The sequence below is a fragment of the Streptomyces sodiiphilus genome (assembly GCF_039529215.1).
GTDB classification, from domain to species: Bacteria; Actinomycetota; Actinomycetes; order Streptomycetales; family Streptomycetaceae; genus Streptomyces; species Streptomyces sodiiphilus.
Map to the genome: position 1 here is coordinate 84,111 of NZ_BAAAMJ010000012.1, position 22,654 is coordinate 106,764.

Annotated in this window: 20 protein-coding genes; 9 read left to right on the forward strand and 11 right to left on the reverse strand. The window is 71.6% G+C overall.

What is annotated here, in order from left to right; all coding sequences use genetic code 11:
* The first annotated feature begins 419 nt into the window (after positions 1-419).
* The 5 genes from ABD299_RS08265 (at position 420) to ABD299_RS08285 (ending at position 3,244) form a co-directional block, all read left to right on the forward strand.
* Positions 420-1,469 (forward strand): LacI family DNA-binding transcriptional regulator, encoded by a 1,050-nt coding sequence (locus ABD299_RS08265; RefSeq protein ID WP_344259911.1) that lies wholly within the window; start codon positions 420-422, stop codon positions 1,467-1,469.
* A gap of 11 nt (positions 1,470-1,480) precedes the next feature.
* Positions 1,481-1,903, forward strand: coding sequence for a YjbQ family protein (locus tag ABD299_RS08270; RefSeq protein ID WP_344259913.1), 423 nt, complete (start codon positions 1,481-1,483; stop codon positions 1,901-1,903).
* A gap of 268 nt (positions 1,904-2,171) precedes the next feature.
* Positions 2,172-2,606, forward strand: a complete 435-nt coding sequence (locus ABD299_RS08275) for a hypothetical protein (RefSeq protein WP_344259915.1) — start codon at positions 2,172-2,174, stop codon at positions 2,604-2,606.
* 18 nt (positions 2,607-2,624) lie between these two features.
* The gene (locus tag ABD299_RS08280) at positions 2,625-2,969 is read left to right on the forward strand and encodes a DUF6247 family protein (RefSeq protein WP_344259917.1); all 345 of its coding nucleotides are present in this window, start codon (positions 2,625-2,627) and stop codon (positions 2,967-2,969) included.
* A gap of 56 nt (positions 2,970-3,025) precedes the next feature.
* On the forward strand, positions 3,026-3,244 hold the full coding sequence (locus tag ABD299_RS08285; protein ID WP_344259919.1) for a hypothetical protein: 219 nt from the start codon (positions 3,026-3,028) through the stop codon (positions 3,242-3,244).
* A gap of 679 nt (positions 3,245-3,923) precedes the next feature.
* Here ABD299_RS08285 and ABD299_RS08290 read toward each other — a convergent pair.
* Positions 3,924-6,545 carry an SNF2-related protein gene (locus ABD299_RS08290; protein ID WP_344259921.1) on the reverse strand — a complete coding sequence of 874 codons (2,622 nt, stop codon included), beginning with the start codon at positions 6,543-6,545 and terminating at the stop codon, positions 3,924-3,926.
* 125 nt (positions 6,546-6,670) lie between these two features.
* Between ABD299_RS08290 and ABD299_RS08295 the strand changes: the two genes are divergently transcribed.
* Together ABD299_RS08295 and ABD299_RS08300 are read left to right on the forward strand one after the other, a co-directional pair.
* The gene (locus ABD299_RS08295) at positions 6,671-9,667 is read left to right on the forward strand and encodes a DEAD/DEAH box helicase (protein WP_344259923.1); all 2,997 of its coding nucleotides are present in this window, start codon (positions 6,671-6,673) and stop codon (positions 9,665-9,667) included.
* Positions 9,668-9,989: 322 nt separating this feature from the next.
* Positions 9,990-11,033, forward strand: coding sequence for a lactonase family protein (locus tag ABD299_RS08300; protein WP_344259925.1), 1,044 nt, complete (start codon positions 9,990-9,992; stop codon positions 11,031-11,033).
* 7 nt (positions 11,034-11,040) lie between these two features.
* Here ABD299_RS08300 and ABD299_RS08305 read toward each other — a convergent pair whose 3' ends face one another.
* The 5 genes from ABD299_RS08305 to ABD299_RS08325 form a co-directional block, all read right to left on the reverse strand.
* A complete protein-coding gene (locus ABD299_RS08305; RefSeq protein WP_344259927.1) occupies positions 11,041-11,931 on the reverse strand; it encodes a hypothetical protein in 891 nt (296 codons plus the stop codon).
* A 141-nt stretch (positions 11,932-12,072) separates the two neighbouring features.
* Positions 12,073-13,065, reverse strand: coding sequence for an N-acetylglucosamine kinase (locus tag ABD299_RS08310; protein WP_344259929.1), 993 nt, complete (start codon positions 13,063-13,065; stop codon positions 12,073-12,075).
* Positions 13,062-13,739 (reverse strand): uracil-DNA glycosylase, encoded by a 678-nt coding sequence (locus ABD299_RS08315; protein WP_344259931.1) that lies wholly within the window; start codon positions 13,737-13,739, stop codon positions 13,062-13,064. The genes ABD299_RS08310 and ABD299_RS08315 overlap by 4 nt, the downstream gene beginning before the upstream one ends.
* Before the next feature lie 84 nt (positions 13,740-13,823).
* The gene (locus tag ABD299_RS08320; RefSeq protein WP_344259933.1) at positions 13,824-14,927 is read right to left on the reverse strand and encodes a WD40/YVTN/BNR-like repeat-containing protein; all 1,104 of its coding nucleotides are present in this window, start codon (positions 14,925-14,927) and stop codon (positions 13,824-13,826) included.
* Positions 14,928-15,044: 117 nt separating this feature from the next.
* Entirely contained in the window at positions 15,045-16,397 is a 1,353-nt protein-coding gene (locus ABD299_RS08325) for an FAD-dependent oxidoreductase (RefSeq protein ID WP_344259935.1), read from the reverse strand.
* Positions 16,398-16,549: 152 nt separating this feature from the next.
* Here ABD299_RS08325 and ABD299_RS08330 point away from each other — a divergent pair, with 152 nt between their 5' ends.
* Positions 16,550-17,137 carry a DUF6214 family protein gene (locus tag ABD299_RS08330; RefSeq protein WP_344259937.1) on the forward strand — a complete coding sequence of 196 codons (588 nt, stop codon included), beginning with the start codon at positions 16,550-16,552 and terminating at the stop codon, positions 17,135-17,137.
* On the opposite strand, the gene ABD299_RS08335 is transcribed toward ABD299_RS08330, so the two are convergent.
* The 5 genes from ABD299_RS08335 to ABD299_RS08355 all read right to left on the reverse strand — a co-directional run bounded on the left by ABD299_RS08335 (position 17,076) and on the right by ABD299_RS08355 (position 21,027).
* A complete protein-coding gene (locus tag ABD299_RS08335; protein WP_344259939.1) occupies positions 17,076-17,762 on the reverse strand; it encodes a TetR/AcrR family transcriptional regulator in 687 nt (228 codons plus the stop codon). The genes ABD299_RS08330 and ABD299_RS08335 overlap by 62 nt on opposite strands.
* Before the next feature lie 86 nt (positions 17,763-17,848).
* Positions 17,849-18,601, reverse strand: coding sequence for an HAD family hydrolase (locus ABD299_RS08340; RefSeq protein WP_344259941.1), 753 nt, complete (start codon positions 18,599-18,601; stop codon positions 17,849-17,851).
* Between the two features lie 79 nt (positions 18,602-18,680).
* Positions 18,681-19,628: a M56 family metallopeptidase gene (locus tag ABD299_RS08345; RefSeq protein WP_344259943.1), complete on the reverse strand. Its 948-nt coding sequence runs from the start codon at positions 19,626-19,628 to the stop codon at positions 18,681-18,683.
* Between the two features lie 65 nt (positions 19,629-19,693).
* Positions 19,694-20,206 (reverse strand): DUF5134 domain-containing protein, encoded by a 513-nt coding sequence (locus tag ABD299_RS08350; RefSeq protein WP_344260017.1) that lies wholly within the window; start codon positions 20,204-20,206, stop codon positions 19,694-19,696.
* Between the two features lie 140 nt (positions 20,207-20,346).
* Positions 20,347-21,027, reverse strand: a complete 681-nt coding sequence (locus ABD299_RS08355) for a glycerophosphodiester phosphodiesterase (RefSeq protein ID WP_344259945.1) — start codon at positions 21,025-21,027, stop codon at positions 20,347-20,349.
* Positions 21,028-21,239: 212 nt separating this feature from the next.
* Here ABD299_RS08355 and ABD299_RS08360 point away from each other — a divergent pair, with 212 nt between their 5' ends.
* A complete protein-coding gene (locus tag ABD299_RS08360) occupies positions 21,240-22,634 on the forward strand; it encodes a DUF6421 family protein (protein ID WP_344259947.1) in 1,395 nt (464 codons plus the stop codon).
* Positions 22,635-22,654 lie beyond the last annotated feature (20 nt).

The following is a 22,654-nucleotide window of genomic DNA, read 5'->3' on the forward strand; positions in this document are numbered from 1 at the left end:
CCCCCGCTGCCAGTCGCGCTGATCACCCATGGGCTCATGGTGCCGCAAAGGCCATGACGAGCGCACCAGGGACCGCAGCCCGGCCAGGGTGCCGCGCACGGCTCCGGCCGCCGAGGAAGGACTGTTCGTCGGTTGTCCGGAGGCCGAGGACTTCGATGCCGTCGGCAGGCCATGGCCCGTACCGAGGTCAGCACCCGCCGGCAGGCGGAGCCGGCCGGATTGCTCGGGACGCGGACGGCGCCCGGCCGGACGAGGCGATGCTGCCGCTGACCGAGGTCTTCCCCCTCGACCGAAGGGCCGTGGCCCGGCGCCGGGCCACGGCCCCGCCTGCCGCTTCCAGGACGGGCCCGCCGGGCGGTGGGGCATACCATGGCCCGGCAGCCGCACGGGGCGCGGCGAGGAACGAACGGGGCTGGCGGATGGCACACACGGTGGGGATCAAAGAGGTTGCCCGGCAGGCGGGGGTGTCGGTGGGCACTGTTTCCAACGTCATCAACCGGCCGCACATGGTCGCCGAGGAGACCCGGGAGAGGGTGCAGGCGGCGATAGAGGAGCTTGGCTACGTCCGCAGCGAGTCGGCCCGGCAGCTGCGCGCCGGGCAGAGCCGGATCATCGCGTTGCTGGTACTGGACATGACCAACCCGTTCTTCGTGGACGTGGCTTCCGGCGCCGAACGGGTGGCCCGTGCCTCGGACCTGGGCGTCATGCTGTGCAACAGCGCGCAGAGCCCTTCGGAAGAGGCCGACTACCTCTCGCTCTTCGCCGAACAGCGGGTGCGCGGCGTACTGGTGACCCCGGCCGACATGACCGGCCGCAACATCACGGACTTCCGCAGGCACCAGATCCCGTTCGTGTTCGTCGACCGGGTGCTCCCCAGCGTCGAGGGGTGCTCGGTCTCGGTCGATGATGTCGAGGGCGGGACCTTGGCCGTGCGGCACCTGATCGAACAGGGACACACTGCTGTGGCGTACGTGAGCGGACCGATGTCGCTCAAGCAGTGCCGGGACCGCCGGGAGGGGGCGCTGGCGGCACTGGCGGAGGCGGGACTGGAGCACCAGTCACTGCGTCAGTTCGAGGCCGGGCGTCTGGACGTGCCCTCGGGCCGCGAGGCGGGCGCACGCCTCCTGGAGCTCAGCCCTCGGCCCACAGCGGTGTTCTGCGCCAACGACCTGCTGGCCCTGGGCGTGCTCCAGGCGCTGTTCGCGGCGGGGGTGAAGGTGCCCGGGGACATCGCCCTGGTCGGCTACGACGACATCGAGTTCGCCGCCGCGGCCGCTGTTCCGCTGACATCGGTGCGCCAGCCCGCCGTGCAGATGGGGCGGCAGGCGGCCGAACTGCTGCTGGAGGAGACCGGGGAGCACTCCGGGCGGCACCGGCACCAGCGCATCGTGTTCGCCCCCCAACTCGTGGTTCGTGAGAGCACCGGCGGTGCCCGGCGAGGGCGGGCCGCCCCGGGCTCCGGCCTCTAGTGTGAGGAGGCATGAGCGCCTCCTTCCGGACCCACGTCCTGCGTCTGCACACCGGCTCGGCCGAGACCGTCACCGATCTGACCGGCGAGTGCGAGGCCTTTCTGGCCGATGCCGCCGGAGGGCGGGACGGGCTGCTCCATGTCTTCGTACCGCACGCGACCGCCGGCGTGGCGGTGCTGGAGACCGGCGCCGGGAGTGACGACGACCTGCTCGCGGCGCTGCGGGAACTGCTGCCCGCCGACGACCGCTGGCGGCACCGGCACGGCAGCCCGGGCCACGGGCGGGACCACGTCCTGCCCGCCCTGGTGCCGCCGCACGCCACGCTGCCGGTACTCGGCGGCCGGCTGGAACTCGGCACCTGGCAGTCCGTCTGCCTCGTGGACACCAACCGGGACAATGTCAACCGTCAGGTCCGCTTGTCGTTCCTTGGCTAGCGCTCACTGCTGCACGATTGTGGGCGGGATCTGCGGCCGCGCCAACTGCTCCGGGCCGCGATGCCCCGTACGTGCGCCCCCGACGATCCTGCGCGGGTCGGCCTGCGTGACCTGCAGCCCCGCAGGTGAGGGTTCAGGGCGTCGCCGGCGTGGACCTGTAGGTCTGAAGCTCAGATGCAGTCGCAATTCGAGACTCGGTCTGAGAGACCGCCATGGCCGCGCTAGAGTGGCTCACGAGCCGTTGAATGACACCTACGGAGGCTGGGCCATGCCACCTCGCAGGAAGCGGACCGTACTCGCCCGCTCCTCTCGCCGCCCCTACGTGGACGACGCCACGTGGGACAGCGCCGACGACATCGCAGCCGGTGACGCCCTGACCGTCGGCCACCTGCTTACCGTCCTCCTGGACCGGTATGCCGCCGGCGTCGTCGATGTTCCCCTTCCCAAGGAGGACGTGCGCGCGGGTGGACGCAGCGGTCACCTCGCCGCAATCGGAGACGCCGCCTGGGCCCACGCCGACGAGCGCAGAGAACGGGAGGGCATCCAGTCCATGAGCGTCCTGTGCGAACTGCTGCTGCGTGAGACCGTCGCCGGACGCGTCTCGGCCGGACTCGACGCCGCGCCACGTGCCCAGCAGCAGGCCGAGCCGCGCGAAGAAGCCGCGGGCGCCGTCACCCCGTCCCTGCTCCACTCGGCAGCCTGAGACCTTACGGAGTCCGCCATGACCGAACTTGCTGCCGAGTCCGCCGACCCACTCATCCCGATGCCGGAGAAGACGCCGGCCGCTCTCCGCGTCGCGGTCGGACGCCTCGACCCGGCTGTCCTCGCTGTGTTCGATCAGCAGTGGGACGAGGCGATGCGCCAAGCCCGCGACGAGTACACCTTCACGCCGCCCCGCGCTTTCGTCGAGCACTGGTGGTCATGGGTCGGGGTCGCACGCTATCCGCAGCGCCTGGCCCGATTCCGTGAGTGCGAGCGCATCGTCAGCGAGTCGGACGACCGCGCCGAGCGCCGCGCCGCCGCGACCGAGCTGGCGTCCATCCTCGCCGAGGCTGTCGCCGCGTGAGCGACTGGACCTGGGAGTACGAACCCGACGCCGGACATGTCGTTGGCGGCTTGGACATGGCTCAGCGACTGGAGGTCGAGGCGATCGCGCAGCGGATCGTCGATGCCGTGGGAGTCCGCCGCATCGGTAAACCCTTCGACATCACCGAGTCGGCATCCGGCGTCAGGACGTTCGCCGAGGGGGCCGTGATGCTCTGGTACCAGGAGGACTACCGCGACGACGTCGTCCTGATCCTCCGCGCACAGCACTTCGGAGTGCAGCAACTCGACACGTGACCCCGCACGGAGCGACGCCGTCGGGCACGGTCTCGCCTTCGCACCGAAAGTACGGCGTACGCTGAGGGTTGTCCTCACCGAGGTCGGCGGAGTTGAGGGTTGGCAATTGAGGCAGCCTTTGGGGCGCCCGAGTGGCAGATGGCCACGTTCACTCGGCGGGGGGGTAACGGCAACGGAGTGGATCGTGCCGCCCTTGCCGTTCGGGCCGAGGCGGGTACCGAGGTGAGCCGTTAGGGATCCAGTGCTTTCCAGGCGTCTTCCGCCTCCCGGAGCGGGGTGAGCCCGGGACCGCCAGTCAGTCCTGTGTCGCCTCGGGCAGCTTGTTCATACGGCCACCAGACCCCGGTGCCGTCTGTTCCAGGTGTAATGCAAGGCGATCACCCACGCGCACGGGTCGGCCGGCTCCCGCAGTCCGCGCTCGCCCAGCTTCGAGTCGGTGTGTTGCTGTAGGTACTCGGGCTTCGGGCGGTGGCAGCTTCGGTGTCCTCCTGACGGCAAGGGGACGTAGAAGCTTCCTGTGCTTTCCCCCTGCCGCGGATACGGGTCGAGGGCTGGTCAGGACTGTCGGCACTGTTCGTTGGTTCGGCTACTTGAGTGGAGGCACGAGCCAAGGTGTTCCGGTCACGCGTCGAGAAGTCCGTCGAGGCGGAGCCAGGCGGTAGGCCCCGTCCCGTGTTCGTCAGCCGCCAGTGAGCAGGCGTTCGCGCTCGGCCGCCACGATTTCCCGCGCCAGTTCAGCGTCCGTGATGTCGAACGCTTCCGGGGCGCTGTCGGCGGTTTCGGAGACGCGGGCGAACTCCGCGAAGAGTTGATGCTTACGCGCCAGTATCTCGATGATGCGTTGGTCGACGCCTTCTTCGGAGAGCAGACGGTACACCTGTACCGACTCCAGCTGCCCCATCCTGTGGGAGCGGCCGATTGCCTGCCATTCGGTCGTCGGCTTCAGCTGGGGTTCGCAGATCACGACGACCGATGCCGCCTGGATATTCAGCCCGACGCCGCCCGCCACGATCTGGGCGACGAGGACGGCCCCGTGGGGGGCCTGGGAGAACTCGTCGACCATGCTCTGTCGTTTTGCTGCGGGTACGGAACCGGTCAAGGGCCCGAAAACCTTGCCCGGGAGGACCGAGGCCACTTCGTCGAGGACATTACGGAAGTACGAGAAGACCAGCACCTTGCGCTCGTTTTCCTCCGCCTCCTGGACGATGTCGATGAGGCGCTGGACTTTCTCGGATTTGACGCCGGCGAGTACAGCGGCCTGGCGCATGGCCGCGAAGTTGCCTTCGACGACAGCCGCTCGGTAGCGCTGCTCGTCGGCTTTGGACATCGGCATCCACTCGTCGACCTCGACCCGCTCCGGAAGTTCGGTGAGGACGTCTTCCTGATTGCGTCGCAGGTAAGCCGGGGCCACTTGCTTCCGGAACTGGCGAGGAGCGAGCTCCGAGGCACTGACCGGCAGGTCCGGCCGGAGGTAGCCGACGAGATTGCGGAATTCCTCGATCCTGTTCTCCAGCGGGGTGCCGGTCAGGAGCACTGCTCGCTCCGATGCGTGGAGGAGGGCCGTGGAGCGCTGGGTGCGCCGGGCATCGGGATTCTTGATGTAGTGCGCTTCGTCAAACACCAGGCATGCGGGTGTGGCGCGTTCGGGTATCCGTCCCTCCAGCCAACCGAGGGTGTCGTAGGTGGTGACCGCGACTCCGCCGTAGCGGACCCAGGACTTCAGCGCGTCGTCGCGGCCCGGCCCGTGCAGGCGGTACGCGCGCAGGTCGGACTTCGTCCGGACTTCGCGCACCCAGTTGGTCACAACGGCAGCGGGACACACCACCAGGAAATGGGAGCAGCCCTTGGCGTGCAAGTGGGCGAGCACGGCAAGTGATTCGACCGTTTTCCCCAGACCCATCTCGTCGCCGATGACGACTTTTCGTTGCACGAGCGCGAAGCGTGCGCCGAACGACTGGTAGCCGCGGAGAGACGCCTTGAGTTGGCTGGTGTCGAGCTTGAGCTCCCTGACCGCGGCGACGATCTCGGCCGGCAGGTCCCCTTGACTCTTCTCGGCGTCGTCTGCCAGGAATCCGAGTTCCGCGAGCATCGCGTAGTAATCGGCCGGCCGGGTGCTGAAATCTTCCCAGGGGTCACCGCCTGCGACGTCAACCCCACCGTCGAGCAATGTCCCGCGGCGCTCGACGGCCGCCAGTGCGGCACGCAACTCGGCGACGGTCCGAGCCTGGGGGACAAGAACGACGTGGGAGGCCTGGGGATCGAGACTCTGGAGGAGCGGTCGTACCGCGTCGGCGGCGGCGAGGTCCGCTGTCGCGCTGCGTATCGAGCGTGCCGCGTCCCACGCCCGCATCGCCGTGAGGAGCTTCGTGGTGGCCTGGGTTCGGTTCTTGATGTCGATGCGGACCGGCATCTCATCCAGTGTGGTCTGCCAGATGGTCCGCGCGGCGCCGACCATTCGGTTGCCCGTCGTCTCACCGACTCCGGGCAGCGATCGAATGCGTGATCTCTGGTCGAGGACCTGCTGCACGTTCCCGATCCCGGCATCGATCAGCGCGTTGATGCGCAGCTGACCACTGGTTGCGTCTTTGAGTCGCTCGACGGGCACTTCGGCGAGCAGCTTGCGCACCTCGGCCTGCCGGACGGCATCGCCGGCGGCGCTCACTGCCGTCCTGAACTCGCTCTCGCGGTGCAGAGCCTGTTCCATCGCGGCGAGCGCGGTCCTGGCGGTGTCCAATTCGTGCCGCTCGACGAGTTCGGCTCGGGTGCCGAGGCGGTGGCTGAAGCCGACGGTGTCATCGAGGACGGCCGGAAGTCCGACCGCGGGGAAGGCACTTCTGTCCCGAGCCGCCAGGCCTTCCAGCCCGGCGACGAGCCGGGTGCTCGCAACCTGCTCGTGCAGCGACATCAGGTAGGCCGCGGCCTGCCCCGCTTCGTTCTTGCGGCTCTTGCCAGAGAACATCCGGCGGGCACCGAACAGGGCCCGGACGGCCGTCAGCGCCCGGTCGGCATCGCCGGTCAACTGGTGGATGCCCTGCTGGACAGGGGCACTGAGTTCCGGAAGGGCCTGGCGGCGGGCCAGGGAGGTGACCAGGTCGGCATCGGACGGCGTGAGCTGCAGTACGCGCCATGCGACGCTGCTCCCGGTCCCGAGTGACGTTACGCGCCCGAGAAGTCGCCTGGCGGCGTCCTCCGCCGCTGTCTCGACCGGCTCACGCTGCTCCACGATCTGTACCGCGAGCTTGCGCCACCCGCTGATCTCCTCCACCACACCGCGCAGGTGCTGACGTGCTTCTCGCTCCATTGCCCCCGCCACTCGCACGACCTCTGGGAAGATTAGCGACCCCGGTTGACGAAGTCGACGGGGATCAGGAAACCGCCGGAACGTCCGAGTAGCGTTCGCCGGCCGCCAAGCAGGAGGTTGTGTACGTGCTGCTCGAGGAGCTCAAGCCGGGGCTGCGGATCAGCGGTCTCATGCCGGCGGAGGCAGCCACGGTCATCGCCGCCCAGTGGCACGGTGCGAACGCGGTCGAACTGACCTACAAGACCGCTGGGGGCGGCCTCGACCAGCGGGTTGTCTTCCGCAAGGACGAGGACAGGCTGAGCGTCGCTCACAGTGGCAGCCGCGCCTTCGACGCGCCCGCCGGCGATTTCAGGTTGGCCGCGGAAGCCCAGCGGATCTCACTGGCCGGCCTGTTCGACCCGATGCTCGCCGTGGCGACCAGCGACGTTCAGCCGCTCCCGCACCAGATCCGCGCCGTGTACGGCGAGCTCATGCCCCGTACACCGTTGCGCTTCCTGCTCGCCGACGATCCGGGCGCGGGAAAGACGATCATGGCTGGTCTCTACATCAAGGAACTTGTGCTGCGCGATGACATCAAGCAGTGCCTCATCGTGGCTCCCGGAGGCCTGGTCGATCAGTGGCAGGACGAGCTCTTCTTCAAGTTCGGCCTCCGTTTCGACCTGCTCACGAACCAGCTCATCGACTCCCAGCCCCATGTCAACGTCTTCGAGACCCACCCGCTGCTGATCGCCCGCATGGATCAGCTTTCCCGTAACGAGCACCTGAAGGCCCAGCTCCAGGAGACGGAGTGGGACCTGATCGTCGTCGACGAGGCGCACCGCATGGGTGCCCACTACTTCGGTGGCAAGGTGGAGAAGACCAAGCGGTTCCAGCTCGGCGAGATCCTGGGCGAGATCACTCGTCACCTGCTCCTGATGACGGCGACCCCGCACTCGGGGAAGGAGGAGGACTTCCAGCTCTTCCTCACCCTGCTGGACCGTGACCGGTTCGAGGGCAGACAGAAGAGGAGTGCCGACGTCAGCGGGATCATGCGGCGCATGATCAAGGAGGACCTGCTCACCTTCGAGGGCAGGAAGCTCTTCCCCGAGCGCATCGCGGAGACCGTCCCCTACGAGCTCACGGCACTCGAGTACGACCTGTACGAGGACGTCACCCACTATGTCCGTGAGGGGATGAACCGTGCCGGCCGCATCGGTGGCAAGCGCAGGAACACGATCGGTTTCGCACTCACCGTTCTGCAGCGACGCCTGGCCTCCAGCCCGGAGGCGATCTACCGGAGCCTCGTGCGGCGTACTGAGCGCCTGGAGCGCAAGAGGCAGGAAATTCTCGACGGGACCTCTCGCGAGAGCGTGCCGGCCATCGATCCTGCCGACTTCGATACTGACGAGCTGAATGCCGAAGAGATCGAAGAGCTGGAGGAGGAACTGCTCGATGCCGCGACGGCGGCGCGGACGGTCGAGGAACTCGACGTCGAGCTCATCGAGCTGAGGGCGTTGGTGAAGACGGCACAGCGGGTCCGGGAGGCAGGTACGGATCGTAAGTGGACCGAGCTGTCCGCCCTCCTCCGGGACCACGCGCTGGTGACGGACATCAACGGCCGGCCCCGGAAACTCATCATCTTCACTGAGCACCGCGACACCCTCAGCTACCTGCAGGACAAGGTCGGGTCGCTGCTGGGCGAGCCCGATGCCCTCAGGGCCATACACGGCGGCGTACGCAGGGCGGAGCGGCGGCAGATCACCGACGAGTTCACCAAGAACCGTAATGTGCAGATCCTGCTGGCTACCGACGCCGCCGGCGAGGGACTCAACCTGCAGGGCGCACACCTGATGGTCAACTACGACCTGCCCTGGAACCCCAACCGCATCGAGCAGCGCTTCGGCCGTATCCACCGCATCGGCCAGGAGGAGGTCTGCCGGCTCTGGAACCTCGTCGCCTCCAACACCCGCGAGGGTGAGGTCTTCACGCGCCTGCTGGAGAAGCTCGACCAGATGCGCGAGACGTACGGCGGGAAGGTCTTCGACGTCCTGGGGCAGGCGTTCGCCGAGACCCCGCTGCGGGACCTGCTCCTCGATGCTATCCAGTACGGTGAGCAGCCGGCTGTCAGGAATCGGATGGACGAGGTCATCGACAGCACCGTGGGGGATGGCCTGGCAGGCCTCCTGCACGAGCGTGCGCTCGCTGTGGAGCACTTCTCGGACGCCGCTCTCCGCGCCCTGCGTGCCGCGATGGACGAAGCCCGCGCCCGACGTCTTCAGCCGCACGACATCGCAACGGCCTTCAAGGACGCCTTCACCCGGCTCGGCGGCCGGATCGTTGCGCGCGAACCAGGGCGCCACGAGATAGCCCACGTGCCGCGGTGCGTCCGCTCGGCAGGCAACGGGCCCATCGCCACCAGTTACGATCACGTCACCTTCGACCTCGGCCGCGTCCGGCCCGACGCCCGCGCCCGTGTCGACCTGCTCGTCCCCGGCCACCCGCTGCACGACGCCGTCATGGCCGAGACCATCCGGACCTTCGGGGGAGCCCTCAACCGGGGCACCGTCCTCGTCTCGGCCACCCTCGAAGAACCGCACCTACTCGTCGGGGTGGTCGAAGAGGTCGCGGATGCCACCGGTGCGTCGGTGGCCCGACGGTTCGCCTACGTCTACGTCGACAGCCGCGGCACTGTGCGGCCGGCCGGCCCCGCGCCCTACCTCGTCTGCGCTGAGGCGACCGACGGTGCGTCGGCCGACATCGCGCGCGGTCTTCCTTGGCTCGCGGATGCCGAGGCCAATGCGACCAGCTGGATCATCGCGAACAGGCTTCCCGCGTATCTGGCCGAGGTCCAGCCTCGTCGCCTGGCAGAGTTGGTCAGGACCCGTGAGCTGGTGACCAAGCGCCTGACCTCCGAGAAGGAGCGGCTGCTCCTCGATGCTGCGGCGGCCTCCGAGAAGGAACGGAGGGGCGAGAAGCCCAAGGAGTCCTCCGCGAGCCTCCACCGCAAGGCTACCGGGCTTGATGTACGGCTGCGGAAGCGTCTCGCACTGCTCGACCAGCAGCAGTCGATGTCGACGAAGCCGCCGCAGATACTCGCCGCGGCGCTTGTGCTGAGCGCCGCCGGACCACCCTCTCGCAAGTGATGATCGCTCGTGTGTGATCACGGGACGGCATGAAGCGTCGGACATACGATTCGGCTGATCCGCAACAGGTCGAGCACCTGTCGGCGCCTACCGGTTGCCGCGTGCTGAGCCGCTCACCAGGACGGGGCCTGGTGAGGCCAGGCTTTACCGGGGGTTGTCCTGAGGGAGTTTGGTGGACACCAACCGGGACAACCCCCAGTGCCAGGTGCGGCTGAGCTTTCTGGGGTGACCGGGGAGCTCGCGACCGAGGGCTCCGATTGGTATGGACCAGCCTGGTACCGTCTGCGCGGCAGTGCACACCGGTGACGGACGGAGCAGGGCAGTGAAGGACGGCGCACGCTACGCGTACATCGGGTCGTACACCTCGCGGGGCGGGTGGGGCATCACCACCGCCCGAGCCGGCGCGGCGGACGGAGCGCTGAGTCCGGTTCACCGCACCGCAGTTCTGCCCGATCCGGGGTTCCTCGCCCTCGCCCCCGGGCGCCCGGTGCTGTACGCGGTGAGCGAGACGGCCGAAGGCCGGGCCGCGGCTTTCTCCCTCGCCCGTCCCGGGACGCCGGAGCCGCTGGGCCCTCCCGTGGAGGTCGGTGGTGCAGGGCCCGCCCATCTGGCCGTCGGGCCGGAGCGGCTCTACACCGCGAACTACACCTCCGGCAGCGTCAGCACCCTGCGGCTGCGCGAGGACGGCTCCCCGGCCGGACCGGCGGCTGTGCGGACGCACCGGGGCGGCGGCCCGGTGAAGGGCCGCCAGGACGGGCCGCACGCCCACGCGGTGGTGCTCGCGCCCGCTCGAGACCGGCTGCTGGCGGTGGACCTGGGCACCGATTCGGTGTGGATTCACCCGGTGGATCCCGGCCCGGGTGATCCGCCCGGTCGCGAGGTGCGGCTGCGGCCGGGCAGCGGTCCCCGCCACCTGGCCTTCCACCCGGAGGGGCGGATGGCCTACGTGGTCAACGAACTGAACTCCACGCTCGTGCGGTGCGGCTGGGACGCCACGGCAGGAGAGCTGGAGCCGCTGGAGGAGACCGCCCTCCTGCCCCCGGGCACGGCCGGGGAGAACTATCCGTCCGGTCTGGCTGTTTCCCCTTGCGGCACCCGTCTCTACACGGCCAACCGGGGGCACGACTCGATCGCCGTCCTGGACCTGGGCCCCGAAGGGGCCGGCCGCCCCGAACTCGTCGGCACCGTGCCGTGCCGAGGTGCCTGGCCCCGGGCGCTGGCCCTCGCTCCCGGGGGCGAATGGCTCTACGTCGCCAACGAGCGCTCCGGGGATGTCGCATGGTTCCGCACCGGGCAGCGGGACGGCCTGCCGGAGCACGCCGGGAGCCTGCGGGTCCCGGCGCCCGGCTGCGTCGTTCTGAGCTGACCGCCGGTCAGCGGGCCGGCGAAGCGCCTTCCTGAGGGCGCTGCGGCAGACCCAGCTTGGCCGAGTAGGCCGCCACCACCAGCTTGCCGAGCCCGGGGTAGGCGCCCAGCGGCTCGGCCGCCGGGCAGCCCGCCTCCTCGGCCGCCGCGGCCAGCAGTCCTTCGGAGATCTCCGGCCCGATCAGGCAGGGTGCCAGGGCCAGCTGGGTCGAGCCCGACTCCAGCAGCTGCCGGGCGGCCCCCGCGATCGCCCCTGCCTCGTCCAGAGCGGCGGCCAGCACCGGAACGGCCAGCCTCGCCGACAGCAGCATCCCGGTGATCCCCGCGGCCTGTACAGCCTCGTCGCCGCCCACCGTGGCCAGTACGATGCCGTCGGCCGCCGTGGCCACGGTGAACAGCCGGGCGCGGTCGGCCCGGGCCAGGCCCGCCTCGGACAGCCGGACGTGCACGGCCTCGGCCAGCAGCGGATGCGGCCCGAGGACATCGGTCAGTTCGGCGCCGGACCCGCTGGCCAGCACCGCCTGCCGTATGATCCGCAGCTGCGAACTGTCGGGGCCGGCGAGAAGCGGGACAACGACCGCCGCGGGCTGGTCCGCCGCGGCATCGCCGCGCTCCGCGGCGGCGCGCGCCAGGACCTCCTGAAGAGGTGGGAACTCCTCGTCCCGGCTCTCCGCGTAGCCGATCCACGCGTCGAGACCGGGCAGCTCGGAGCGGGCGATGCTGATGACTTCCTCGGCGAGCCGGCGGCTCGTGTCGGAAGGAACGCCGGGGACGGCCAGTACCAGAGCGGGCGCACCGTCCGGCGCGGTCACAGGCTCCGGTCTACGGTGACGTCCCGGCTGGCGGGGTCGCGGCATTCGTACGGGCAGGCCGGGAGTGGGCCCTGTGGAGGCGCTCATGCCGTCGCATGTTAATGCCTCGTGGAGGCGGCTTGTTCGGCCGGGGCCGTACACTCCGGTTCTGTCCGGGTTTGCACCGCGCGTCGCGATGAGCGGCACGCCGCGTGATGCGTGTCGCACCCCCGGTGACCAGGAGGGATGTCAGCTCACCGACAGCAGCGTCGGGTGCCGCGGGAGCCGCAGCGTGCCCGTGGCCAGCCGGGCGGCGACCAGCAGCGCCCCGTCCAGCGGGTCTCCCGCCGCCCCGACCACGGCCACGTGCGGCAGACGCGTCGCGAACTCCTGCCGGAGCGGTGCCAGCAAGGGGTCGCCGAGCCGGATCAGCCCGCCGGTGAGGGCCAGTCGGCTGCCCCGGGTCCCAGGGCAGACGGCCGCCGCCGTGACGGCGATCTCCCGTGCCGCGGCCCGCATGACCGCGCCCGCCACCGGGTCGGCGTCCTGCCCGGCGCACCGGGCCACCTCGGGGGCGAACGAGGCGAGCACGGCTGCCCGGTCCGCCCGCGGGTACAGCCGCTCCGGCAGCCCGGCCGGCGGTCCGAACAGCCGCTCGGCCCGGGCCAGCAGGGCGGCCGAACCGCCCTCCCGGCCGTCGTGGGCCCGCAGCGCGGCCTCCAGGCCCGATCTCCCGATCCAGGCACCGCCGCCGCAGTCGCCGAGCAGGTGCCCCCAGCCGTCCGCCCGGCGCCAGCCGGTCAGATCCGTGCCCAGCGCGATCATGCCGGTGCCCGCGGCGACCACGGCCCCGGACCGCTCGCCGAGCCCGCCCGCGTAGCCGGTCACCGCGTCGGCGGCCAGTGCGAGCCGCCGCACTCCGAGCCGGTCGGCGAGGGCTCCGGGCAGCTCGGCCCGCAGCCGGGTGCCCAGCGTGGTCATTCCGGCGGCACCGACGCAGGCGGCGGCCGGCCGGGCACCGGAGCCGGCCCTCGCCAGCAGTTCACCGGCCGCGGGCAGCAGCTGCTCCAGCAGATGCGCGGGGTCGAGGCCGCCCTCCCCGGTGCGCACCGGGGAGGAGCCCGCCACCGGATCGCCGCACCGTTCGACGCTCCCGTCCGGGGCGACGCGGGCCAGCGCGATCCGCAGCCCGGAACCGCCGGAGTCGACCCCCAGCACCCACGGTCCCGCGGAATCCGTCACGGCAGGCGCCAGTTCACCGGCTCCGCGCCCTGCTCGCGCAGCAGGCCGTCCGCCCGGCTGAACGGGCGGGAGCCGAAGAACCCGCGGTCCGCCGACATCGGGGAGGGGTGAGCCGATTCCACCGAGGGAACTCCCGCGAGCAGCGGCCGCAGATTGCGGGCATCGCGCCCCCACAGGATCGCCACCAGAGGTTTTCCGCGCGCCACCAGGGCCCTGATCGCCTGCTCGGTGACCTCCTCCCAGCCCTTGCCGCGATGTGCCCCCGGCCGCCGTGGCGCGGTCGTCAGCGCCCGGTTCAGCAGCAGAACGCCCTGCTCGGTCCAGGGTGTGAGATCCCCGCTGGACGGCCGGGGATGCCCCAGATCGGTGTGCAGCTCCCGGAAGATGTTCTCCAGGCTGCCCGGCAGCGGACGGACATCGGGTGCGACCGAGAAGCTGAGCCCCACGGCGTGACCGGGTGTCGGATAGGGGTCCTGTCCGACGATGAGGACGCGGACGTCGTCGAAGGGCTGCTGGAAAGCCCGCAGGACGTTGTTCCCCGCCGGCAGATAGGTCCGCCCGGCGGCAACCTCCGCACGCAGGAAGTCACCCATCGCGGCGATTCTCCCGGCCACCGGCTCCAGCGCCTCGGCCCAGCCCGCTTCGACGATCTCGTTCAAGGGTCGTGCTGCCACGGTCCGTCACCCTACCGGTCAACGCCCGTGCCGTCCCGCCGTCCCGCCGTCTTGTCCGTCGCGCGAAGCGGCCGTACCGCCGGCTCAGCCGGTGACCGCGGCGCGTACGCACAGCACATCCGGCAGATGGGCCGCCAGCAGCTGCCAGCTGTCGCCCTCGTCGGCGCTGCCGTACAGCTCACCGTTGCGGTTGCCGAAGTACACCCCGGCCCGGTCGGCGTCGTCCGTGGTGAGGGCGTCGCGCAGCACCGGGCCGTGATGCGGGCCCGCGGGCAGCCCGTCGCCCAGCTCCTCCCAGCTGTGCCCCGCGTCCGGCGTCCGGTACACGCGGCACCGGTGGCCGGCCGGCACCCGGTCCGCGTCGGCGTTGAGCGGGAAGACGTAGGCGACACCCGCCCGGTGGGGGTGTGCGGCGACGGGAAAGCCGAAGTCGGACGGCAGCCCCTCCCCGATGGACTGCCACGAGGCGCCGGAGTCGTCGCTGCGGTAGACGCCCCAGTGGTTCTGCAGATAGAGCCGGTCCGGGTCCCCCGCGTCACGGGCCACCTTGTGAACGCACTGGCCGGACTCGGGGTAACGGTCGGGCAGGAAGGTGGCCTGCACGCCGCTGTTGGACGGGTACCAGTCGCCCCCGCCGTCGTCCGACCGGTACACGCCACCGGTCGAGACCGCGACCGTCAGCGCCTGCCCGCCGCGGGGATCGGTCAGCACCGTGTGCAGCCCGAGCCCTCCCCCTCCCGGCTGCCACTCCTCCCGCGTCGGGTGCTCCCACAGGGAACGCACCAGCTCGAAGGAACGCCCGCCGTCCGCGGACCGGAAGAGCGCGCCGGGCTCCGTGCCCGCGTACACCACGTCCGGATCCCCGGGCCCGGCAGGCGTCAGCTGCCACACCCGCTCCAATGAGGTACCGGTGTCCTGGGGGAACCGCACGGCCTGCTGCGCGGGCTCCTGCCAGCTCGCCCCCAGGTCGTCGGAGCGGAAGACCGACGGCCCCCAGTGGGCGCTGTCCGCACCTGCCAGCAGGCGCGGGCCGCCGGCCGGCCGGGTGTCGATCGCGACGGAGTACACCGCCTGCCCCGTGAAGTGCGGGCCGTCCAGCTCCCATCCTCCGCCCGCGCGCCTGGTCGCCTCCCGACGCGCCAGGAAGAGCCCTTTGCGGGTCCCCACTGCCAGCAGCACATCCGTCATGGTCCGTCCGCCTCCGTACCTCGGCCTCTCACGTGGACTCAGTGTGACCTGGGCCACTGACAACCGCCCGGCAGCGGTTTCCGGCGGGTCGCGCACCGGCCGGCCGAGTGGGGGCGGTCACCCCCCGGAGCGCGCCGCGGCGAGCAGCCCCGTCCAGTCCGGGATCTTCACCGGCCCCCGGGAGAGCAGGCGGCCGGTTTCCGCCTCGGCGGCCTGGATCGCCCGCCAGCCTTCCCAGCCGACCGGGTCGGCCCCCGCCGCCCGCAGGGCGCCCGCCGGGCCCCCGGCGGCCACCGCGCGCCGTGCCAGGGCTGCGGCGTCCGCCAGCAGGGCGGTCGCCGTCTCCTTGGCACACGGCCGGTTGGAGCCGATCACCCCGGTCGGACCGCGCTTGATCCAGCCCGCCACGTACTCGCCCGGGGAGGGAAAGCCTTCGCGCAGCACCCGGCCCCCGGCGTGCGGCACCGTTCCGGTGCTCGCGTCGAACGGCAGCCCGGGCAGCGCCCGACCCCGGTAGCCCACCGAGCGCAGCACCAGCTGCGCGGCGACCTCCTCGTGGACGCCGGTGCCGCTCACCCCGCCCGTGCCGTCCGGCGTCGTCCGCTCGAAGCGCACCGCCCGCACCGCCCCTCGGCCGTCGTCCAGCAGGGCGACCGGCCGCAGGAAGAACCGGAGCCGGATACGGCGGGCCGCCTCCCCGGGCCCCGCGGCCGCCCAGCCGCGCAGCACGGCCAGATTGCGGCGAGCGGCCGCCGGCAGCGCGTCGGCACGCGCCGCGGCGGGGCCGGCGTCGAGATCACCGGGGTCGGTCCGGACCGACGCGTGGGGGAGAGCACCCAGTTCGCGCAGCTCCTTGGTGCTGAACCGGGCCTGGGCGGGGCCGCGCCGTGCCACCAGGTGGATGTCGCGGATCCGGCCGGCGGCCAGCGCCTCCAGGCGCTCTCGCGGCATGTCCGTGCCGGTCAGCTCGGCCGGGTCGCGGGCCAGGATGCGTGCCACGTCGAGGGCGACGTTGCCCGCGCCGATCACGACCGCGCTGCGGGCCGTCAGCGGGAATCCGGCCGGGGCGTCGGGGTGGGCGCTGTACCAGGAGACGAACTCGGTGGCCGAGCGGCTGCCGGCCAGGTCCTCGCCGGGAATGCCGAGCCGCCGGTCGGCGGCCGCGCCCACGCAGTAGACCACCGCGTGGTAGATCCGCCGCAGGGCGTCGGTCCCGACGCCCTGCGGGCCCACGTGGACGTTCCCCAGGAAGCGGACGCCGGGGCGCTCCAGCACCGTGCGCAGGGTGCCCTGCAGGGACTTGATCCGTTCGTGGTCGGGCGCGACCCCGTACCGGACCAGGCCGTAGGGACAGGGCAGGCGGTCCAGGACGTCCACCGTCACCGGGCACCCGGAGTCCCGGTGCTCGGTCAGTACCTGGGCGGTGTACACGCCGCTGGGGCCGGAGCCGACAACCGCTACTCGCAGCATGGCAGTTCTCCTGACGCAGCCGAACCGGGCCGGAAGACCTCAGCATCCCACTGCGGGCATGTGTACGGGGAGACTGCGCCAATGGAGTGGTATGTGAGCCCGGGAACCGCCGAGGAGCGCCCAGGGCTACCGGAGGGCGCTACGTTTCCCCGGTGGGCGAAAGTACCGTTATCACCCCTCCGGGGAGCAGCCGGCTGAGCAGTTCGGTGTCGGTGTGGCCGGTGTGGGAGGTCCAGGGGCACGGCTCGGGCGCGGCAGGCGAGGGGGCCGGCACCGGGGAGCTGCCGCCGTGGTTCAGCGTCCGGCTGTCCTTCGCCGACGGCGCGCGCATCGACGTGGTCGCCGCGGTCAGTGGCGACCGGATTTCCATCGAGGACCTGCACGCCGACCCGCCGCTTCCGCTGGAAGGTTTCTCCACTCTGGCCGAATGGATCGAGGAACCCCTGCAGGACGCCTGCCGGCTGGTGCTGGACCAGCGCCGCGGCGCCGGGCGGCCGCTGCCGGCATTCGGGACCGGCTACCGGAAGACGCGGGCGCGGCACCGCGCCCGGCGCAACTGGCCGCGCAGCCGGCCCGGCCGCCGGACGGCGGCGGCCGCCTACCTCGCGGCCCAGGAGGAGGGGAGTGATCCGGTGCTGGCGGTGATGTGCGCGACCGGCCGCAGCAGGCGCAGGTCGCTCAAACTGATCGCGAGTGCCCGGGACGAGGGGTATCTGCCGCCGCGGCGGACCCGTCGCTGACGTCCGTACCGCCCCCCGGCTCTTCCTCGGGGGGGAAGCCGCGCTCCCAGCCGATGCCGTAGTGGGCCAGGAGTTCGGCGCGCAGTGTGGCGAACGGCATCGGGGCGCCGGGCAGGAGCAGGGCGACCACCGCCCCCATCAGCAGGGCGCGCAGCATGGGGTAGTCGGCCTCCGGATCGGCCGAGCCCCGGCGGACGACAGCCTCGCGCAGCACCGCGGCCAGTCGCTGCTGCTCGGCGCACTGGATGAAGCCCTCCTGCTGGAGGAGCCCCGCCATGTGTGCGCGCATCAGGACCGGCCGGTCCCGGGCCAGGCCGAGGATCGTGTCGACGGCCCGGGCCAGCATCTCGTCGCCCGCCTCCGGGCCGGACGGAACGGGCTCTCGCGCCATGGCGTCGGCCAGGGACCGGTGCATCAGCCGGTGGACGGCGGACTGGAGCAGATGCCGCTTGCCCGGGAAGTAGTAGGAGATCAGCCCCCGGGCGGAGCCGGCCCGGTCCGCGATGTCGCCCAGCGTGGCCGCCTCGTAGCCGTGCTCGCCGACGATCTCCACAGTCGCTTCCAGCAGCCGCTCCCGCGACCGTCGGCGCAACTCTTCGTTGACCGAAGCGCTTCGAGGGGTCATCCTGGTGCTCCTGCGTTGACTGGCTGGCAGCCAATATACTCAGCGCGGTCCCGGACGTCCGCCCCGGTGGGTGCGCGTGCCGGGAGTCAGGCTCCGGTATCGGGCGGCGCGGGGGACCGCCCGATACCGGGTGCCGGTCCGCCGATGAGATCCAGGACCGGCAGCAGACCCGCCGGGCGGTCGGCCACCGGCAGATGCTCCACCAGATGAACCGCGCAGCCCAGCCGGGCCGCACCCGCGTCGGCGACCCGGTCGTCCCCGGTCATCAGCACCTGCTGCGGCGTGCGCCCGAGCTTCCTGCAGGCCAGGGCGAACAGCTCGGGACCGGGTTTCTGGACCCCGTGTTCGAAGGAGAGCAGATAGGCGTCGACGAAGCCGTCCAGCCCATGAGCGCGGAACACCGGCCGCAGATCCCAGCCGATGTTGCTGACCACGGCCACCGGGATTCCGCGCTCCCGAAGGGCGCGCAGCACCTGTACGGTGTCCGGGTAGGGGTGCCAGGCCGCAGGTTCGCGGTGCCGGTCGTAGAGCGCGTCGTACAACCCGGGCGCGGGCAGCGGCACCTGGCGGGCGAGCCCGGTGTACAGCGCGCGGTGCCGACGGGCGTCCCGGTCGCGCTCCTCCCACAGCTCCTCCAGGGCTGCCGGGATGTGGCGCGGGGACGAGCCGCCCGGAAGGGCCCCGGCGTCCTCCAGGGCTGCCGCCAGGTCGGAGATCTCCTCGTCCGGGAGGCTGAGGCCCGTCCGCTCCAGTGCCGCGCGCAGCCAGCTGTCCGCCGGCTCCACGCGCATCAGCGTTCCGGAGAAGTCGAAGAGCGCACCCGTGATCACCTCGGCCATCGGGCCATCCTGCCGCTCCGCCGAGGGCGCCGCAACGGAACCCGCAGGGTGACGGGGCAGCGGGGACGGGACGGGCCGCTCAGCGGCTGAGGACCGACAGACCGGGCGCGAAGGCCACCAGGACGGGCACCGCGGGGACCAGGGCGGCGGCGGCCGTCAGCCGAAGCCGGCGGAGCGGGGACAGCCGGCGGGCCGGGCCCAGCAGCCGGTGCACGCGCAGCGGGACCTGCGCGTCCCGCCGGGTTGCGCGGACCCCGAAGACACCGCGCTCCTCGTTCAGCCCGACCAGCGCCAGGGCCGTCGTCAGGCGCCCGAAGCGGCGGGAGGCCGCGTCGTCCGCGGCCAGTTCCACGAGCCGGTGCACCTCCCGCCGGAAGGCGGCGAACACCGGCACCCGGGGGAACCCCGAGGCCAGCGCGCCTGAACAGCGCAGCAGCCAGTCGTGCCGGGCCCGGGCGTGACCCTGCTCATGGGCGATGACGGCGTCGAGTTGCCGGGAGCTCAGCCGGCGCAGCGCCGCGGTGGTGATCACCAGCTGTGCGCCGGAACCGGGCAGCAGCCAGGCGTCCGGCCGGTCGTCCTCCAGGACGACCAGCCGGTCGCCGGGCCGGGTCTCCTCGCCGGGCAGCCGGGGAGACCGGGCCAGCAGACCTTCCCGCCGCCGGCGGCGCCGCCCACGGGCCTCCCGCACTTCTTTGAGGAACATCACCCCGGTCCACAGCCCGCCGGCGGCGAGCAGCAGGGTCAGCGCGGTGGCCCACCAGGGGCCTTCCGGATGGAGGGCGTAGGCGTCGATCACCCCTTCGGGCGCGGGGGCGAAGAGCTGGGCGCGCACCCCCTCCCAGGCAGCGGCTGCGGAGAGCAGCATCGCCAGGACGCAGCACAGCAGCACGGCGACCACCACGCACTGCCACACCCACAGGGCCAGGACGGGCTCCCGGTCCGGCCAGGAACGGCGGGCCATCACCCGTGGCGCCACCGCCGCGGCCAAACCGCCCAGCACAACAAGGGTGAGCGAGATCAGCATGGCCCCAGCCTACGACCGCCCGCGGCGGCCCCGGCGCCCTGCCCGGGCCGCCGCGGTTGCGCGGATCACATGGTCAGCAGCATGGCGAGCATGCCGAGGGAGAGGGAGGTCCGGCAGGCGGCCGTGACCCCGGAGGTCGCGCAGGGCGCGTCCCCCGGGCTCCCGCGGGGCGAGCCCTGTGCGGTGGCCGGGACCAGCCGGGGGCCGCTGCGCACCAGGTGAACCGCGTAGTACGCCAGAAGTGCCCAGGTGATCACCGGGACGCCCAGTCCGTTGCCGTGTGCCGCGTGTGCCCCCGTGGCCGACGCCATCGACAGCGCCATGTACACCATGGCAAGCGCCTCGGTCGTGTGGTGGGCGCGGTGGCCGCGCGGCAGCCCCGGCAGCGGCCACAGAGCCAGTCCGGCGAACAGGACGGCCAGGGTCTCCGGTGGCGGCGCGGGCACACCGGAGGGGAGTGCCATCAGGGCCATGCCCAGCCCCATGGCGCCGTCCGCCGTCCGCTGTCGCGGTGCGTCTTTGTGCCGGGCGTGCAGCAGGCAGAACGCGCCGGTCGCTCCGCACCCCGCCGCTGTCATCCAGCTCACCAGTGCCGGCCCTTCCATGCCCCTCCCGGCTTCGCCGCCCGCCGCCGTCCGCTGTGCGGGAGGATGCCCGGCAGGGGCCGGGCCACGGGAGCGCACGGAGGCAGAACGGGCGCACCGCGGGCGCGTCCGGGTCAGTCCGCGGCGGCGGCCCGCGCGATCTCCGGCAGATCGGTGACGACTCCGTCCAGCCCCAGCTCCCTGGCGCGCGCCAGGTCCTCGGAGGAGTTCACCGTCCAGGCGATGACCTGCAGCTCCAGTGCGCGGCACCGGGCCACCACGCCGGCATCCAGCCGGGCCAGCTCGGCGGACACCAGACCCGCGCCCAGCTCGCGGGCACGCTCGGGGGCCAGTGCGGTGGAGCGGCCGGTGACGAGGCCGACCGGAAGAGCGGGGAGCCGTTCCCGGGTGGCGCGCAGGGCCTCGTCGTGGAAGGAGATGACGGTGATCCGGTCGTGCAGACCGCGGCGCTGGATGAGACCGGCCAGTACGCCGGCCGCGTCGCGGTCCTTGATCTCCGCCTGGATCGGGGACGAGACGGAGTCGATGACCTCCTCCAGGACCGGCACGCGCTCGCCCCCGCCCGCGTCCAGCCCGCGCAGCTCGGCGAGGGTCATGTCGCGCACGGCGCCGTAGCCGTCGGTGGTGCGGTCCACCTTGGCGTCGTGCATCACCACCAGTGCACCGTCCTTGCTCAGGTGGAGGTCGAGTTCGAGCACGTCCAGTCCGGCGCGTTCGGCTCGGCGGAAGGAGCGCAGGGTGTTCTCCGGCTCGACACCCATCAGTCCCCGGTGTCCGACGGTCAGCAGTGGCATGACGCCAGACCCTAGCGTCCTCCGGTGACCGCCGGCTGAACGCCTGCTTGCTTCGCGGGAACCTGGGAAGAAGTCGAACTCCGAAGCGGCGTGCCGAAGAAATTGCACTCAAAGGGGGTGTGCGCAGCAAGATCTCCTGTCGCCCCGCTTGCCGGTACTGCATCGCCCGGATAGCGTACGAGTACGCGAGATTTTTCTGTGAAGGATGGGTCATGACGGAAACTTTGGTTCCCGCCGCCACTTCGAGCGGCGGATCATCTGCCGCTCGGGTGGTCGATCAGCCCGCGTGGGCCCGGCTCAAGGGCGCGGTGGAGGTCATCCGCACGGCCCAGTCCGCGGACGGCTCGGTCGACTTCTCGGCCGAGGGGGCACCCTCCCGCACGGAACTCCTCCGCGAAGTGGAGCGTGTGGCGGCCGCGGTGCGGGAGCTGTCCCCGCTGCTGCCGCACGACGCGGACTACCACCACGCCCTGGTCGCGGACCTGCGCCGCTGGGCCGAGGACGGTTTCGGTGTGCCGGACTTCCTCGACTCCCTGATGGCCTTCCGCCCGGCCGAGCAGCGGACGGACGGCCGCTGCCACCTCGTGGTCTTTCCGATGTACACCCAGAACGGAAACCCCGACCGGAACCTGGAAGCGGTCGTGGTGCGGGTGGTGTGGCCCCGGTGGCTGGCCGAACTGGAGCGCACCCGGTACGACAACCCGCTCTTCCTCGGCATCACCTTCGAGGACTTCACCGCGGGGTACGACACCAACTCGGCGGTGCTCTTCCCGGAGACCGTGTCGGTGCGCGAGGTGCCCGAGCGCTTCTCCTGGGGCGCGATCTTCTGCGACCGTGAGGCGGCCCGCTTCCGCCGGGTGATCGGCGCCGCCGCGGACGTCACGGGTCTGGAGCTCCCCGAGGAGGCCCGGGGTCTGCTGCACGACCAGGACCGCTGCCAGCAGACGTTCGTGCTGTGGGACATGATCCACGACCGCACGCACAGCCACGGCGATCTGCCCTTCGACCCCTTCATGATCAAGCAGCGGCAGCCGTTCTGGATGTACGGGCTGGAGGAGCTGCGCTGTGACCTCACCGCCTTCCACGAGGCGGTACGGCTGGAGGCCGACGGTCTGGAACAGGGCCGGGACGTCCAGTACGCCGTCCTGCTGGACCGGATGTTCCGCTTCCCGGTCACCGGCGAGCGCAACCGCAACTACGACGGGCTCGGCGGCCAGCTGCTCTTCGCCTACCTCCACCAGCACGACGCGCTGCGCTGGCGGGACAACAAGCTGAGCGTGGACTGGCAGCGTGCCCGCGAGGTGACGGGGCAGCTCCGCGAGGAGATCGAGACGCTCTACCGCCAGGGCATCGACCGGCCCAAGCTCGTGCACTGGTTCGCGGCCTACGAACTGGTGTCCCGTCACCTTGCCCCGCACCCCGGATCCACCTGGGCGAAGGGCCCCGAGGCTCTCGACCTCACGTTGCCGCCGCGCAAGCTGGTGGACGAGGTGCTCCCGGACGAGTTCCCCCTCAGCCTCTTCTACGAGGCACTGGCGAAGAAGCTCCGCAAGGTGATCGAATCCACCAGAGGGATCACCGCGGACAGCACCGCGGCGGCGGCCTGAGAGCAGCTCGGACGCCCGGC

Excerpts from the sequence above, each read along its gene's own strand:
- ABD299_RS08265 (WP_344259911.1), top strand. The coding sequence starts at position 420 with ATGGCACACACGGTGGGGATCAAAGAGGTTGCCCGGCAGGCGGGGGTG.
- ABD299_RS08270 (WP_344259913.1), top strand. The coding sequence starts at position 1,481 with ATGAGCGCCTCCTTCCGGACCCACGTCCTGCGTCTGCACACCGGCTCG.
- ABD299_RS08275 (WP_344259915.1), top strand. The coding sequence starts at position 2,172 with ATGCCACCTCGCAGGAAGCGGACCGTACTCGCCCGCTCCTCTCGCCGC.
- ABD299_RS08280 (WP_344259917.1), top strand. The coding sequence starts at position 2,625 with ATGACCGAACTTGCTGCCGAGTCCGCCGACCCACTCATCCCGATGCCG.
- ABD299_RS08285 (WP_344259919.1), top strand. The coding sequence starts at position 3,026 with ATGGCTCAGCGACTGGAGGTCGAGGCGATCGCGCAGCGGATCGTCGAT.
- ABD299_RS08290 (WP_344259921.1), bottom strand. The coding sequence starts at position 6,545 with ATGGAGCGAGAAGCACGTCAGCACCTGCGCGGTGTGGTGGAGGAGATC.
- ABD299_RS08305 (WP_344259927.1), bottom strand. The coding sequence starts at position 11,931 with ATGAGCGCCTCCACAGGGCCCACTCCCGGCCTGCCCGTACGAATGCCG.
- ABD299_RS08320 (WP_344259933.1), bottom strand. The coding sequence starts at position 14,927 with ATGACGGATGTGCTGCTGGCAGTGGGGACCCGCAAAGGGCTCTTCCTG.
- ABD299_RS08325 (WP_344259935.1), bottom strand. The coding sequence starts at position 16,397 with ATGCTGCGAGTAGCGGTTGTCGGCTCCGGCCCCAGCGGCGTGTACACC.
- ABD299_RS08335 (WP_344259939.1), bottom strand. The coding sequence starts at position 17,762 with ATGACCCCTCGAAGCGCTTCGGTCAACGAAGAGTTGCGCCGACGGTCG.
- ABD299_RS08340 (WP_344259941.1), bottom strand. The coding sequence starts at position 18,601 with ATGGCCGAGGTGATCACGGGTGCGCTCTTCGACTTCTCCGGAACGCTG.
- ABD299_RS08345 (WP_344259943.1), bottom strand. The coding sequence starts at position 19,628 with ATGCTGATCTCGCTCACCCTTGTTGTGCTGGGCGGTTTGGCCGCGGCG.
- ABD299_RS08350 (WP_344260017.1), bottom strand. The coding sequence starts at position 20,206 with ATGACAGCGGCGGGGTGCGGAGCGACCGGCGCGTTCTGCCTGCTGCAC.
- ABD299_RS08355 (WP_344259945.1), bottom strand. The coding sequence starts at position 21,027 with ATGCCACTGCTGACCGTCGGACACCGGGGACTGATGGGTGTCGAGCCG.
- ABD299_RS08360 (WP_344259947.1), top strand. The coding sequence starts at position 21,240 with ATGACGGAAACTTTGGTTCCCGCCGCCACTTCGAGCGGCGGATCATCT.